The following is a 14796-nucleotide window of genomic DNA, read 5'->3' as shown; positions in this document are numbered from 1 at the left end:
TTTTAAATTGGCTGTGTGGTTAGAGATAGTGATTCTAAGACATGCAGGATTAATTCCGTAGTTTCAATACTGGAAAAGACAGGAATATGCGTGTTCAAAGCCTCGTCTCTAATCTTAATTGCATCACCGCTTGCTGTATCAGAAAGATTAGTAATATTAATTACCATGACAATCTTGTGCTGGCCGATTTTTTCCAATAAATTATTTGGATCTGAATGAACCTTGCTCACCACACCAGTTGTAATGCCGGCTTCAGCGAAGGCATTAGCGGTTCCTTCAGTCGCAACAATTTTAAAGCCTAAGCGGTCAAATCGCTGTGCTAACTCTGTTACTTTTTTCTTGTCTTCATCACGAACAGAAATAAAGATTGTCCCAAAGCTTGGAATGTGTAAGCCGCTGGCTTCATAACCCTTGTAAAGAGCTTTGGCAAGTTCCGTGTCACGGCCCATTACTGAACCAGAAGATTTCATTTTCGAATCAAAAGTGTTGCCACTATTGTAGTCAACATACGAAAAGACAGGCATTTTAACGTGAATAAAGTTGTTTGAATGCCACAAACCCATTTTACAGTCTAGGTCAGCTAAATTTTTGCCAGTTAATACTTCTGTGGCACAGGCTGTAATGTCCTTACCCAATGATTGCGATAAGAACGCAACATTGTGCCCGGCATACGGCTTAATTTGCAATAGATAAATGCTTTTATCAACGATTAAAAAGTGCAGTGTAAAGATCCCACGCATTTTTAACCGTTTAATTAATTCAGATGCATATTCAATTAACAGCTTCTTGCCTTGCTTAGATAAATTTTGGGGTTTAAAGACCGCAATTGAATCCGAAGCATGTGAGCCAGATTGTTCTAGGTGCTCAATAATTCCGGAAATAGAAACATCTTTACCATCAGAAATTGCCGTAATCTCGTACTTGTTGCCTTCAATGAAATGCGACAAAGTTACTTTTGATAGTTGAGTTTCCGCGACATATTTTTCTAAAGCTGGCTGATCGTAAACAACGGCCGACTTTTGCTTAACGCCTTGATTATTAAAGCCACCAATTAAAATCGGGAAATTATGTTCACTAACAAATGCTTCTGCTTCTTTTGCATCAGTAGTTGTTAACAGTGAATTTTGCTTGAGTGATTTGACTGGTGTTGCCGAAAGCTGCTTGATTTTATCAACGGGATTTTCACTATGATTGCCTAAGACGTTTAACCCACGTTGAACCAGCTTCTCCCCCATGGCATTAATTTTTTTGCCAGAAAATTGAAGCAAAACATCCTTGATGTTTTCTTTGTGAGCAACCTGAACGATGTTCTCAACCGTGACCGGTTCAAAGTAGATGCGATCGGTGTACTTATAACTGGTAGCTACTGATTCATCATTATTGGAAATCAACACAGTGGCATAATTATTTTTATGTAAAGTTTCTACCGCATGACTAACCATGTAGTCAAATTCACTGGTAACCGATACCTGTGCTGGTAGCATGCCGATAACTAATACCTTCTTATCAGCTATTAGAGGCTGAACCTCATCTTGAACGCCAAAAGCACTGTAATATGCTTGAACTTTCGGCTGATAAACACCTGCTGACCCGTCAATCTGTAAGTAAGACGGCGTCAGGTGCAATTTTTTAAGATGTTTTTGCAAGGCATCAAGATTAATACCAGTTAAGGTGGCTATCAACTCATCACGAAAGCCGCGTCTTTTTGCTTCAATTAGTAACTCATCACTTGGCTTAGTGTCATTTAACTTACGGCCGATTTCGGCAATATTCTGCAATTTTTGAAAATAAACGGGATGCAGCTGCACCAACTGCTGCAATTCTTGATAAGAAAAACCTTTGGCAATAGCTGCCAATAATCTAATCAGGTGCAGTTCATCAGGATGAAGTAAATCTTGTTTAATTTCTTCCTCGTCTTTGTCTTTTTCAGAAATGAATAGCTGCACTGCTGTATTGAGATTAACAGTTGAGGCTAGTCCTTTCAAAAAGGCTGTTTCGAAATTACGGCCAATTCCGATAGCTTCACCGCCTGACTGCATCCTTTTGCCTAAAGAATAATGATTGGTTCCTAATTGTGTTAGTGACCAATACGGCATACGGACAGCAACCTTATCTTGGGTTGGCTCGATTGCCGCATTTAATCCTGACATTGGATCAGTAATTTCATTTAAGCGATAGCCAATTGCAATTTTGCAAACAACGTAACCAATACTATAAAGGTCAATTCGTTGCGACCAAATTGCACTTCTAGTTAAGCGCGGCTTAATTGTTAGAATCTTGACATCAAATTTTGTCCCTTGATGCTTGACGGCAAAATGAATATTTAAAATGCCAACAATCTTTAAACTTGCCGCGATTTTCTGTGCGATTTGTCTAATCCGTTGAACTTGGTCGTTATTTAATGTTAATGCTGGCATGACCATTGCGGAATCACCGGCGTTAACTGCAACTGGTTCAATTGAATCCGCAAAGCTGGTAAACAAGACATTACCGTCATTATCGCGAATAATGTTAACGATAACTTCTTCCCATGAAGATAAATCCTCAATTAAGCGGTAATTATCACAGGAAAAGCCCTCACACTGCCGCTCTTTTTTGATATAAGCAACTAAGTCTTGGCACTTTTGAAAAATGATTTGCTTATTGGATAAGTAACGTTCTCTCTTAACCATTAAAATCGGGAAAGTAACTTTAGTATCCAATTCATGAGCTAAGTTATCACTAGAAAAGTCCGATAATTTCCAATTTTGATTAATTTCAAGACCGTTTTGCTTAAGAAAAGCAGTCATCTTCTGTTGGGAATTAATCATCAACGTTTCTTTATTTAACGTGAGCAGCTTAATACCCATCTGCTGTAAAATACCGTCATTAACTAGGTCAAGAGTCACCGATAAGCCAGTGGTTGAGCCGTATGCAGGAATAATTGCGTCAGGTTCTTCCATACGAATAATTCGCTTGAGAAAGTCCAAGGTCATTGGCTCTAAATAAACAGTTACTCCTGGTCTTTTATCAGTTGAAATTGTTGCTGGATTAGGATTAACAAGAACCACATGGATGTCTTCTTCTAACAGTGCCCTGATGGCATCTGAAGTAAGTAAATCGGTCTCTGCCACACTTCCTACTAATGTCGGCCCTGACCCAATGATTAAAATTTTACCTAAATCATTTTCTAAAGGCATACTTCTACCCCATCATCTTTACAAAATCGTCAAAAATAGATAGTGCATCAAGACTGCCAGGTGCACCTTCAGCGTTGAAAGCTGTGCCGATTATCTTTTTCTGTGGATTGCAAAATCCTGCTAATAAGTCACTGTGCAGGTCAAAATATTCCTGCTTCATTTCCATTTGCACACTATCAGCTAACACCAATTGTGAAATATTCATCGCTGTCTGCCAAATGTGGTTACAATTTTGTTCGATAACCGGATAATTAGTCCCATTAAATTCTTCAGGCAGGTCAACTAATTCAAAATTGAGATAATCGCTAAGTGCTAAAAAGCCCAAACCGATACCCCAAATTGGATATTTCCCATAAAAATGGGAGAATACTGGTTCTAAAGTAGCCTTAACTTCAGCAGCTTTTCCAGGTCCACCTGAGATAATAATGCCATCCGGTCGCAAATTATCAATGTCTGTTACGGAAGCATCAAATGGCAGTACGGTCGCATTAATCTTTCTTAAAGATAACTCGCGCAGCATTGAGTGCTTGAGCCCCAAATCCAAAACGGCAACGGTTTTGCCAACATTTGGCGCCGCATAGGCGTTCTTAGTTGAAACTGCGGCCGACTTATTTTTGGGTAAAACAAGCGCCTTAATTTGGTCAAAAGCATGCGCATCACTGGCGTCCATAATTGACGCCTTAATTGTCTTTTCTGTAATTAATAGGTGCACTAATGCCCGTGTATCAACTGCATATAGTGCAGGGATGTTCTTTTCCTGCAAAAAAGAATTTAAATCTTGAAAGTTTTCGCTATCAGAGATGTTACGGGCAACATCGTTGGCAATAATGCCTTTAACAGTGGGGTTAATACTTTCGTAATCAATTGCATTAATCCCGTTGCCGCCAATCATTGGTGCTGTAAAGACAAGAATTTTGCCAGCATTAGTTGGATCGGTTAATGCCTCTTGATACCCAAAATTACCGGTCTGAATTGCTAATTCGCCAGTTGAAATGATTGAGGCACCAAAGCCCTCACCTTCAAATGAACTGCCGTCTTCAAGAATTAAATATCGTTTCATCTAATCACTTAGTTTCTCTTAATTCGGATAGCCGCTCTAGAAAGATCTGAGGTGGGTCTACCTGAAACTCAAGCCATTTGCCACTAGATGGTTGTGAAAAGCCTAGAACTTGGGCATGTAAAAACTGACCATGACCTTCCAGAGTATGGTGTGGTCCGTATAGTGGATCGCCAGCAACGGGATGCCCAATATAAGACAAATGAACACGAATTTGGTGCGTCCGGCCGGTTTCTAGTTGACAGCGGATTAAACTGTAGTCCTTAAATTGTTCTAAAACTGTAAAGTGCGTGACAGCATCTTTGCCATTTTCAACAACGGCCATCTTCTTGCGGTTATAATGATTGCGTCCAATTGGCGCGTCAATCACACCGCTATTCTCACTGAAGTTGCCATGAACAATGGCCAAATATTGACGCTTGTTAGTCTTATGGGCCAATTGATCTTCTAAACTTTCGCGAGCATTGGCATTTTTGGCAATCATTAATAAGCCTGATGTATCCTTGTCAATGCGATGGACAATTCCCGGACGAAAACCTTCAGGGCTATCTGCCAAATCTTTTGTATGATATAAAAGTGCATTAACTAAGGTATGGTCGGGATGTCCAGCTGCTGGATGCACCACCATTCCCTGCGGCTTATTAACGACAATAACATCTTGATCTTCATAAACAATGTCTAGTGGAATGTTTTCCGGAGTAACAGCCAAGGGTTTAAGTGCCGGAACAGTTACTGAAATTTGATCGCCGTTCTGGACTTTATAGGACACTTTTTCAAGTTTGTTGTTAACCAATATTTGTTTATCTTGAATTAACTCTTTGATCCGTGTGCGCGATAAGGTTGCAATTTGAGCTGCAATAAATTTGTCGAGCCGGCCTTGCTCACTCTTAACTTCAAGCTGATAGGTTTCAGTCATTCACGTTACCACTTTCATCAAAAAACAATAGATAAATAAAAATCAAAATAATACCAACAGTAATTGCCGAATCAGCAATATTAAAAATATTGAAATGGATAAAATCCACTTGTAACATGTCAATGACATATTTGAGGTGAATCCGGTCAACTAAATTACCAATAATTCCGCCTAAAACAAGGGCTAGTCCACAATCAAACAAACCATTTTTGTATTTAGGTTTGAATAAATAATAAAGACAAACACCAATTGCAAAGATGCTAATTAAATAAAACAGCCACATTTGTCCAGTGAGAATATTCCAAGCAGCACCATTGTTTTGGACATAAGTAAATGACAAAACATGCGGTATGACTTGATGAACCTCACCCAGGCTATAATTATTGCTAATAAAGGATTTAAGCCCCTGATCCGCAAAAACAACTACGAAAGAAATAATTAAATATAAAAATTGCATAAATAAATTTTAGAATAAACCGCTGATCTTACCATCGTTATCAACGTCAATATCAAGTGCTGCTGGATGCTTAGGCAATCCTGGCATGTCTAAAACATGTCCGGTCGTAATTACGATAAAGCCAGCGCCGTTTCTTAAACTTGCACCCTTAACATGTAAAGTAAAATCAGTTGGTGCTCCCAGCAATTTGGCGTTATCAGTGAATGAATATTGGGTTTTAGCAATGATAACTGGTAATTTATCTTTTCCAATCTTCTCTAATTCATGAATATCTTGCTCGGCCTTTTCGCTGTATTCAACACTTGTTGCGTGATAAATCTTTTCGGCAACTTTACTAATTTTAGTTTTAATGTCGTCATTTTCCTGATAAGTTGGCGTTAAGTCAGCTTTTCCGGAATTGGCTAAATCAACAACAGCTTGAGCAGCTTCAATACCACCTTTAGAACCTAATTCATGGTAATCAACAACCATGGCTTCAATTCCTTGTTCGTTAACCAATTGCTTTAATAAATCAAGTTCTGCTGGAGTATCAGTCGCAAACCGATTAATTAAGACGATTACGGGAACATTATAATTACGCATGTTATTCATGTGACGTTCTAAGTTCTTAAAACCGCTGCGTAAAGCAGACAGATTTTCGGTACCTAGATTGTCAGTTGAACCTTCAGCCTGATATTTTAATGCACGTACAGTTGCCACAACAACACTGGCATCTGGCTTTTTATCAAGTTTAGTAGAGACAAAATCCATGAACTTTTGACCGCCAAGGTCACTACCAAAGCCGGCCTCAGTTAAAGTATAGTCGCTGAGGTGTAAGGCAAGATTAGTTGCCATAATTGTGTTAGCCCCATGAGCGATATTGGCAAATGGTCCACCATGAACTAATGCGGGTGTATGTTCGATTGTTTGTACCAAATTAGGCTTGAGTGCATTAGAAAGAAGAGCAGCAATTGCACCTTGAAAACCAAGTTGTTTAACGTAAACGGGTTCATCATCTGTTGTATAACCAACTAGCATTTCCCCAACCCGCTTTTTCAAGTCATTAATATCTGTAGCTAAGCACAAAATGGCCATTAGTTCATTGGCAACTGTAATCGCAAAACTTGATTCGTGCTCAATACCATTGAACTTAGATCCTTGGCCAACCGTGACTTTTCGTAAACTGCGGTCATTAACATCAATTCCGCGCTTCAAGACAATCTTATCAGGATCAAGATGTAAGTCATTTCCTTGATAAATATAATTGTCAACAAGTGCTGCCAAAGTATCAATTGCGGCAGTTAATGCATGCATGTCGCCAGTGAAGTGCAAATTAATGTCTTCCATAGGAATGATCTGTGCTTGACCACCGCCAGTTGCACCACCCTTAAGACCAAAAACAGGTCCCATTGATGGTTCACGCAGAGCAATCATTGTTTTTTGGTGCAATTGGTTGTTAATGGCGTCGCCAAGACCAATCGTCATTGTTGATTTACCCTCGCCGGCTGGAGTTGGTGAAATTGAAGTCACCAAGATTAGCTTACCTAGATGTCCGTTAGCTTGAATTCTTTTAATAGCTGGCCAATTGATCTTAGCCTTGTCATAGCCATAAGGTTCAAGGTCAGTTTTGGCTAAACCTGCCTTAGCTGCAATATCATTGATTGGTAAAGTTTGTGCTTCTTGAGCAATTTGAATATCTGTTTTCAATTAGAATTCTTCCTTCTATTTTTAAAATTAAGTTGTCATATATCTGCTTGCCTTTTCATATTAGAATTTAGGTCCCACCTTTATTTAAAATCAACTGCTATTATAACAAATTTTAGGAACATTTTCTTTATTGCAGGTTAATTTACAGATAATAAAAATAACCAGCTTGATAGCTGGCTATTTTTTGACTTAATTTTTAGCAATTCGTAATAAATAATATTTTTCTAAATCGGCAACAGTAATTACATAAATATGCAAATAATGCCACTGCCAGAATAATTCAGGTTGTTTATTGCATGTTACTTTAGCTCTAAACGGCAGTTTCAAGTACTCTTTATTCCAATAAGAAGTTAAAAAGGTATAAATGAGCAAGATTACAAAAATTATGCCAAGAATTATTGCCGGCCAATTTTTGACGTGAGTTCCTTCATAGGCCAAGATTAAGCTGAGGAACAGAACGATAAATACCCAGCTAAAATAAACTAACCCTACACGGCCAAGAATAATAAAGTGTTTTTTATTCATTTAGCTACTCCTGATTAATATTCAACTGTGGCTTCCAAGTTGCTATGATCTGTTGTGTCATACAGTGTTCTCATGTAATTGCGGAATTTAGGATGTTGTGCTTCAAGCGTTCGGTAAGCTACCGAATCATGAATTCGGTCAAGTTCTTTCTGACTAATATGATTATGACCAGTGAAATAATTATAATTCATACTGAGAAATAACTCATTTACCTGTTTGATTAATGGTGGCTGATTTTCGGCCAAAGGATCAGGAATAGCAGAATTGCTGCTTAAATTACGCAACTGAATATCTTTTAAATATTGGTGAAAATGGGTCAAGGTATAATTCTGTTGCTGAACCTTAGTCAAATATGGCTCCATGGCAAAAGTTTTCCGTTGATACGTAACTTTTTCAGGATTTACTTGGACAACACCGTATGCTTGATCGTAAGAACAAAAGCTCGAAGTCACAACTTCAATTGTAGGTGTCTTACCAACCGGTCCAGCAATATTTTGTGCGTGAATATGACCAGAAAAAGCCATCTTGATGTCAAACTCTCTGCATATTTGCCTAAGCATTGGCGCATTATTTAAGACAAACCCGCGATTAACTGCAGGGTTATGAACATAAAGCGTGTGATGCATAAAGAGCAGAGGCCGTAAATGTTGTTTGCGCGCGTTGATTAATTGCTTCTCAAGCCAGACAAACTGGTCATCACTAATCTGCCCTGCAGTAATTGGCGAAGTGAAATTTTCTTGTGTGCCATAAATATTTGAATCCAGCATTATCAATAGATATTGCGGATTTAGCTGCACACTGTATGCCAGTGAATGTGGGTCCTGACTTAAACTGCAATCGTATGACGATTTAAAGATCTGCCGCCAAGCTGCGGGCCCAACTTGCGGAGTAAGAATTTGTTTTTCACCTTTAAAGCTGCGGGCCCAACCATCGTAAATATCATGATTACCAGGCAAAACTAATAGCTTAGTTTCGGTTAAACTACTAAAAATTTCTTGAAACTTCTGTGCGGAAATTAATTCCCCGTTAAAAGTGACATCACCAGTTACAATAATTGCGGCAGGCTTCTTTTCTTGGGCCATTTTACAAAAAGCACTCAAAGCTACTTCTTGATACACCAAGTCCTTACCTTGACTGGTGTTTTGCATGCGCACAAAAGCTGGACCATTGTCGTGAAGACTGTCCGCAATTAAATGTGTATCTGTAATTACCCAAAATTCAGTGTTTAACTTATCTGTAATCATTTTTTATTTGCCCAATATTGGTAGAAGTCTACGCGCAGGTTACCGTTAAATAACTTACGCTTTTTAGTTGCGCGTGCACCAAAACATTTTTCAAAATCAGGATCACCAACCAGGTAATATTGACTAAAGCTATCATACTTATGAAAAACTTCGCCCATTTGCTTATAGAGAGCTTCGGCAGATTCTTTATCCTTCAAACGTTTACCGTACGGCGGGTTGGCGATAATAATGCCGTTTTCTAAATCTGTCGCAAAGTCCTTAACTGCCACCTGCTTGAAATTAATATCCTGCAGCACGCCAGCATTGTGGGCATTTAACTTGGCAATTTCCAAAATTGACTGGTCAATGTCACTTGCCCAGATTGGCTGCTCTAAAGGTCGAACCAGTGTTTTTGCTTCTGCCAAAGCTGTTTCGTGTAAGCTGGTATCAAACCAGTCAAAACCATCAAAGGCAAACTTCCGCCAAGTACCTGGTGCAATATTTTTGGCAATTAATGCCGCTTCAATTGCCAGGGTCCCCGATCCTGTCATTGGGTCAATTAACGGATGAGTGCCATCATAAGGAGTTAATTTAATTAAACTCGCCGCAAAGTTTTCTTTTAGAGGTGCGCCACCGTGTTCAATTCTGTAACCACGTTTAAAGAGACTGGCGCCAGTTGTATCCAATGAAATCCGCGCTGTATCTTTATAAATGTGAATGTCGAGCGGATATTCATTACCACTTTCTGGCAAAAAGCCGCGCCGGTGATACTGGTCAGACATTTTGTTAACGATTGCCTTTTTGACAATTGACTGAATACCTGGTTCAGAATGCAATTTTGATCTAACAGAGCGGCCTTGAACCGGGAACTTAGCATCAATCGGCAACAATTCAGCCCAGTCAATATCATAAACTTGGTTATAAAGCGTCTCAAAATCAGTCGCCTTAAACTCCTTTAACAGAATTTTAACGCGGTCTGCGGTCCGCAGCCAGAGGTTAGTCTTAACGATGTCTTCTTGATTACCCTTAAAGAAAACCCGACCATTTTCTGTTTTAGTTTCATAACCAAGTGCTTGCAATTCTTTGGCAACGACACTTTCAAAGCCCGCGCCCATTGTTGTATAAAGTTGGTATTGTTTCATAAATAATCCTTTTCATTTCTTAAAAAAAGCGTTGAGCCCTTCGAAAAGCTCAACGCTGCCAGTGCAAATATTTATAAGCCACGTTCTGTTCCGGTAATTTTGGCAAAATCACCTTCAGCAGCCATCTATCTTTACTATAAAGTAATCCAACCTTTAGTTCAATTTCTTAGGTTGAGACGCCCCCACCAAATTTGGGTTGCACGCTCGCAGGGTTTACCTCGTTCCACCAGCAGCGTTTCCACTGCTGCTTCGTCACTGTGGCACTTTTCAGGATAGTCATGCATATCAAAGACTTAGCACTTTTTCCGCCGTAATCAAAAATTCTTTAGCTTATTGAGCTAAATACGAACACTACAAGCATCGCAGCTCGTGCGTGCGTGGACTTTCCTCAGCTTGGCATAAAGCCAAACCGCGACTGCTCAAAATTCACACTAAAAAAGATTATACCAAAAGAAATTACTTTTGTAACCCATAAACTTGTCTTTCCAGGTTATAAACCTTGCGTTCAAGTGCCGAAATGCGTTGAATTATCGCCATGTTAGTCGAATTTTCGGTTTCTTGATCGTTATCTGCAAAAGAGTTAAAGGTGCTTGATTGACTACTTGGAGTATACGTCCGAACAGTATCTTCGGTTGGTTCAGTTGGCGCAACGCGGCGTGATTTTGGCTTTTCTGCGGTTTTTTCTTTTTGTTGGTCATTGATTAATTTTCCTTGCAAATCACCAATTTGACCATAAAGATCCTCGATAATTTGTTCAAAAGTATCATAATCAGCAATCACCTTGTCTAAAAAGGCGTCAACTTCGTCTGGGTCAATCCCCTTAACTTTAGTTCTGAATTGCTTTTTTAAAATATCCTGTGTGGATAATTGAATATCATTTAAATCTGGCATAGTGACGACAACTCCTTTATCATACCCTTTTATTTTAGCAAAAAGAGTGCGTGCTTAAAACCGCAAATTTAACTTTAAACAAACTTTTAAGTTATTCTGAACGCTTTTTTTCTGCAAGACTTTCTTGATATTCTTCTGCTGCATCTTGTAAATCATAAAAATCGATTAATTCTAAGGGATAATCCTTGGTTTCTTGGTGTTTTTTGATTAAATTATAATCAAATTTCGGTTTACCCGGATTTTCAGGATCATAGATCATTAGTGCTTGATCTGTATGCATCAACATGAAATTTTGGTAGTTGCGCAGTTGGACTGGACTTTGATATGGATGACTTGACGTTGAGGCATAAAAATCAACTTGATTTTTTAAATTGAGAAATTTGCCTTGGTTAGTTTCATTCCAGCGGCCGGCGAATTCTTCATACGGTGTAATCATTGAAATGCGTAAAGGATAGCGGTCACGTAAGCTGATTGCAACCTCACTGGCCCATTGCTCAACGCCTAGGTTAGCACCAGTAATTACCCAATCAAGCTGGCCATCTTCTAGTCGTTTTATCATGCATTTTTCCAGAACAAGCTTGATAATTTTAATCTTGGGATCTTTATCGCCAAAGGTACTCAACTCGTAATTTCTGTAACCGGTAACCCATAGTCGTTGCATAGTGAAACAGATAGCTCCTTGTTCAAAATTTTTTTCTTTATTGCTATAATGCTAGCAGGAGTGAGATTGATGGTCAAATATCCAAGCGGCAGTTTAGCCACATTTCGTAAATCAACTGAAGAACCCAAAATCCGCACAAATTTTCAGCACCGTAAAAACGTCAGTTTTTCGGGACGTGGAATGACTTTGGAACAAATGATTAACGAATCAAATAAATATTATCGTCTAAAGGAAATGGCCGTTGTTCACAAAAAGCCAACACCAGTGCAAATTGTGAAGGTAGATTATCCTAAACGGTCAAGAGCAGTAATTCGCGAAGCATATTTTCGCCAAGAGTCAACAACGGACTATAATGGAGTATATAAAGGTTATTATTTAGACTTTGAAGCTAAAGAAACCAAAAATAAGACGAACTTCCCGCTAAAAAATTTCCATGAACACCAAATTGTCCATTTAGAAGAATGCTTGAAGCAGCAGGGAATTTGTTTTACAATTATTGGCTTTACAAGCTTAAAACGGTATTTTGTCACTCCTGCTAGTTTTATTATTAAAGCTTGGTGGACTAAAGATAAAAGTTCAGTGACTTTATCCGAGGTAGAAAAGTGGTCAGTTGAAATTAAAAGTGGTTTTCAGCCTACGCTGCCCTATTTAATTGCTGTAGATCATTTTATTACAGATAGGAATATGAATAATGGCAAACAATAAATCTAGTTCAAATAATCAGCGCCAGTCGCGTCAAGAATATCGGCAAAAACAGCCCAAACCGTTGTGGCAGCGGATAGTTAAGTGGTGTCTGATAGCTGCGTTACTGCTAATTGTTTCGGGAATTGGTCTTTTTGCATATTATGCAAAAGATGCACCTAACATTAGTCAGGCCCAACTCGAAAGCGGTGGATCATCCGGTTTTTATACAACTAATGGCAAGTTTCTCTTATCACTTGGTTCAGAAAAGCGCATCTACGTTAAGGACAGTCCTAAGCTGCAGCTACTCAAAGATGCAATTGTATCGGTTGAGGATAAACGCTTCTATAAAGATAAGTTAGGTGTTGACCCAATCAGAATTGCCGGTTCAATGTTAACTAATGCTCAAAGCAAAAGCATTGCCGCTGGCGGATCAACAATTACTCAGCAGCTAGTTAAATTGACCGTCTTTTCTACTGATGCTTCGCAAAGAACATTGCGCCGTAAAGCCCAAGAAGCTTGGCTGGCAATGAAAGTTCAACGCGAATATACACATGACCAAATTCTGGAATTTTACATTAATAAGGTTTACATGAATTATGGTAATTATGGAATTGGGACTGCTGCTAATTATTATTACGGTAAGAGCATTGGTAAGCTTGACTTAGCTCAGACAGCATTACTAGCTGGGATGCCTAACAGACCAACTGCTTATAATCCATATACTTACCCAAAATATGCTAAATATCGCCGGGATATTGTCTTGGGTGCAATGCTTGATAATAAGAAAATCACGCAGGCGCAATACGATCAGGCACGCAAAGAGAGCATTAAAAAAGGTCTTAAGTATCATAGTCAAAAGGCGCAAACTAATTTGCGTAAAATTGATGACCCATATATTAAGGAAGCAATCGCTGAAGTACAAGCTAAAGGCTTTGACCCCTACCGTGATAACCTCAAGATTACAGTGAATATTGACCAAAAAGCTCAGAACAAACTTTATGAGCTTGCTAATAATGGTCAAGTGCCGTTTACCAGCGACCAAATGCAAGTTGGAGCTACCGTAGTCGATCCTAGCAGCGGTCATATTGTTGCGATTATCGGTGGCCGCCACTTACCTCCTGTCCAGTTAGGTCTTGATCGTGCTGTTCAGACTAGCCGTTCAACTGGGTCTTCAATTAAACCGGTCTTGGACTATGGTCCAGCAATTCAGTATCTAAATTGGTCAACAGCCAAAATGCTTGATGATAGTAAATACTATTACCCTGGTACCAATGTTCAGCTTTATGACTGGGATAACAAGTATGATGGCATGATGACCATGCGTCATGCCTTGGAGCAATCACGTAATGTCCCTGCTGTTAAGACTTTAAAACAGGTCGGTGTTCCGCGAGCTGCTGCTTTTGCCCAAAAATTAGGAATTAATGTTCCTAAGTCTTCCGGCTTGTCAGTAGCGATTGGGGCAAATGCTTCAAGTATGCAGATGGCTGGTGCCTTTAGTGCTTTTGCGACAATGGGCGTCTACCACAAACCGCAGTTTGTTTCTAAAATTGAAACTCCAGATGGTTTAACAAGAAACTATGATTCCGCTGGTGTTCGAGTAATGAGCAAGTCAACCGCTTATATGATTACTGACATGCTTAAGGGCGTAATTAAAACTGGTTCAGGTACTAGTGCCAAAATTGACGGCTTGCACCAAGCTGGTAAAACTGGTTCGGTTAAGTATTCTGACCAAGACTTAGCTCGCTACCCTGGCTATGCTTCAACGCCTAAAGATTCTTGGTTTGTTGGTTACACGCAAAGCTACGTCATGGGTGTTTGGACTGGCTATGATAATCTAAAAGACGGGACAATTTCTGGGATTGGTCAGCAATCTGCCCAATTATTGTATAAGAGCATGATGTCGTATCTGATGCAGAACAAGGCCAATGTTGATTGGCAAAAGCCGGATTCAGTTATTCGGGCAAGAATTGCTAAAAACTCTAACCCACCTGAAGTTTCTACAAGTGGACAGTGGCAGTTATTTGTTCGCGGTCATGCTCCAAGTGGAATTGTTGACGATAGCAGCAGCTATGATGAAGATGATGAGAAAGCTGATACAAATAGTTCTAGCTCAACGACTAATACGCAGGAAAACCATGCTGTAAATCAGCAGCACCAGCAACAAAATGGTTCTACTACACAGTCCCATGATAGTCAGCACCATACCAATACACATCAGAATAACCAAAATAACAATAATCAATCTGAACATCATCAGTCTAACTCTAATAATTCCTCATCAAGTTCAACGACTAATGAAGGATCAACAACGACAACGACTGAAAATAATTCAACTGCTAATAAGCAGCATCATTAAGTCAGATTAATAAGCAAAG

General features: G+C 39.2%; 12 protein-coding genes and 1 other RNA gene. 2 read left to right on the top strand and 11 right to left on the bottom strand.

Going from position 1 to position 14796, the window contains the following annotated elements; translation table 11 throughout:
* Positions 1-2: 2 nt before the first annotated feature.
* The 11 genes from PT278_RS01365 to PT278_RS01315 form a co-directional block, all read right to left on the bottom strand.
* Positions 3-3179 carry a carbamoyl phosphate synthase large subunit gene (locus tag PT278_RS01365; RefSeq protein ID WP_277129653.1) on the bottom strand — a complete coding sequence of 1059 codons (3177 nt, stop codon included), beginning with the start codon at positions 3177-3179 and terminating at the stop codon, positions 3-5.
* A gap of 4 nt (positions 3180-3183) precedes the next feature.
* The gene (locus tag PT278_RS01360; RefSeq protein ID WP_277129652.1) at positions 3184-4239 is read right to left on the bottom strand and encodes a carbamoyl phosphate synthase small subunit; all 1056 of its coding nucleotides are present in this window, start codon (positions 4237-4239) and stop codon (positions 3184-3186) included.
* Positions 4240-4243: 4 nt separating this feature from the next.
* On the bottom strand, positions 4244-5152 hold the full coding sequence (locus PT278_RS01355; protein WP_277129651.1) for an RluA family pseudouridine synthase: 909 nt from the start codon (positions 5150-5152) through the stop codon (positions 4244-4246).
* Entirely contained in the window at positions 5145-5609 is a 465-nt protein-coding gene (gene lspA, locus PT278_RS01350; protein WP_277129650.1) for a signal peptidase II, read from the bottom strand. The genes PT278_RS01355 and lspA overlap by 8 nt, the downstream gene beginning before the upstream one ends.
* Before the next feature lie 9 nt (positions 5610-5618).
* Entirely contained in the window at positions 5619-7295 is a 1677-nt protein-coding gene (locus PT278_RS01345; protein ID WP_277129649.1) for a formate--tetrahydrofolate ligase, read from the bottom strand.
* Between the two features lie 189 nt (positions 7296-7484).
* Positions 7485-7820, bottom strand: coding sequence for an acyltransferase (locus tag PT278_RS01340; RefSeq protein WP_277129648.1), 336 nt, complete (start codon positions 7818-7820; stop codon positions 7485-7487).
* 14 nt (positions 7821-7834) lie between these two features.
* Positions 7835-9064 carry a metallophosphoesterase gene (locus tag PT278_RS01335; RefSeq protein WP_277129647.1) on the bottom strand — a complete coding sequence of 410 codons (1230 nt, stop codon included), beginning with the start codon at positions 9062-9064 and terminating at the stop codon, positions 7835-7837.
* A complete protein-coding gene (locus PT278_RS01330) occupies positions 9061-10185 on the bottom strand; it encodes a class I SAM-dependent RNA methyltransferase (RefSeq protein WP_277129646.1) in 1125 nt (374 codons plus the stop codon). Before PT278_RS01330 ends, PT278_RS01335 begins: the two co-directional genes overlap by 4 nt.
* A gap of 69 nt (positions 10186-10254) precedes the next feature.
* Positions 10255-10612, bottom strand: an RNA gene (rnpB, locus tag PT278_RS01325) — RNase P RNA component class B.
* 29 nt (positions 10613-10641) lie between these two features.
* Positions 10642-11076 (bottom strand): DivIVA domain-containing protein, encoded by a 435-nt coding sequence (locus tag PT278_RS01320; protein ID WP_277129645.1) that lies wholly within the window; start codon positions 11074-11076, stop codon positions 10642-10644.
* A 91-nt stretch (positions 11077-11167) separates the two neighbouring features.
* Positions 11168-11737 (bottom strand): DUF1273 domain-containing protein, encoded by a 570-nt coding sequence (locus tag PT278_RS01315; RefSeq protein ID WP_277129644.1) that lies wholly within the window; start codon positions 11735-11737, stop codon positions 11168-11170.
* Positions 11738-11806: 69 nt separating this feature from the next.
* Here PT278_RS01315 and recU point away from each other — a divergent pair, with 69 nt between their 5' ends.
* Positions 11807-12442 carry a Holliday junction resolvase RecU gene (recU, locus tag PT278_RS01310; RefSeq protein WP_277129643.1) on the top strand — a complete coding sequence of 212 codons (636 nt, stop codon included), beginning with the start codon at positions 11807-11809 and terminating at the stop codon, positions 12440-12442.
* The gene (locus tag PT278_RS01305; protein WP_277129642.1) at positions 12429-14777 is read left to right on the top strand and encodes a transglycosylase domain-containing protein; all 2349 of its coding nucleotides are present in this window, start codon (positions 12429-12431) and stop codon (positions 14775-14777) included. Before recU ends, PT278_RS01305 begins: the two co-directional genes overlap by 14 nt.
* Positions 14778-14796 lie beyond the last annotated feature (19 nt).

The sequence above is a fragment of the Lactobacillus sp. ESL0703 genome (assembly GCF_029433435.1).
Taxonomy (GTDB): Bacteria; Bacillota; Bacilli; order Lactobacillales; family Lactobacillaceae; genus Lactobacillus.
The sequence above is the reverse complement of the archived record's forward strand: the minus strand, read 5'-3'. Positions and strand labels throughout refer to the sequence as shown.

What these genes read in the sequence shown, in the direction of transcription:
- PT278_RS01365 (WP_277129653.1), bottom strand. Translation starts at nt 3,179, where the DNA reads ATGCCTTTAGAAAATGATTTAGGTAAAATTTTAATCATTGGGTCAGGG.
- PT278_RS01360 (WP_277129652.1), bottom strand. Translation starts at nt 4,239, where the DNA reads ATGAAACGATATTTAATTCTTGAAGACGGCAGTTCATTTGAAGGTGAG.
- PT278_RS01355 (WP_277129651.1), bottom strand. Translation starts at nt 5,152, where the DNA reads ATGACTGAAACCTATCAGCTTGAAGTTAAGAGTGAGCAAGGCCGGCTC.
- lspA (WP_277129650.1), bottom strand. Translation starts at nt 5,609, where the DNA reads ATGCAATTTTTATATTTAATTATTTCTTTCGTAGTTGTTTTTGCGGAT.
- PT278_RS01340 (WP_277129648.1), bottom strand. Translation starts at nt 7,820, where the DNA reads ATGAATAAAAAACACTTTATTATTCTTGGCCGTGTAGGGTTAGTTTAT.
- PT278_RS01335 (WP_277129647.1), bottom strand. Translation starts at nt 9,064, where the DNA reads ATGATTACAGATAAGTTAAACACTGAATTTTGGGTAATTACAGATACA.
- PT278_RS01330 (WP_277129646.1), bottom strand. Translation starts at nt 10,185, where the DNA reads ATGAAACAATACCAACTTTATACAACAATGGGCGCGGGCTTTGAAAGT.
- PT278_RS01320 (WP_277129645.1), bottom strand. Translation starts at nt 11,076, where the DNA reads ATGCCAGATTTAAATGATATTCAATTATCCACACAGGATATTTTAAAA.
- PT278_RS01315 (WP_277129644.1), bottom strand. Translation starts at nt 11,737, where the DNA reads ATGCAACGACTATGGGTTACCGGTTACAGAAATTACGAGTTGAGTACC.
- recU (WP_277129643.1), top strand. Translation starts at nt 11,807, where the DNA reads ATGGTCAAATATCCAAGCGGCAGTTTAGCCACATTTCGTAAATCAACT.
- PT278_RS01305 (WP_277129642.1), top strand. Translation starts at nt 12,429, where the DNA reads ATGGCAAACAATAAATCTAGTTCAAATAATCAGCGCCAGTCGCGTCAA.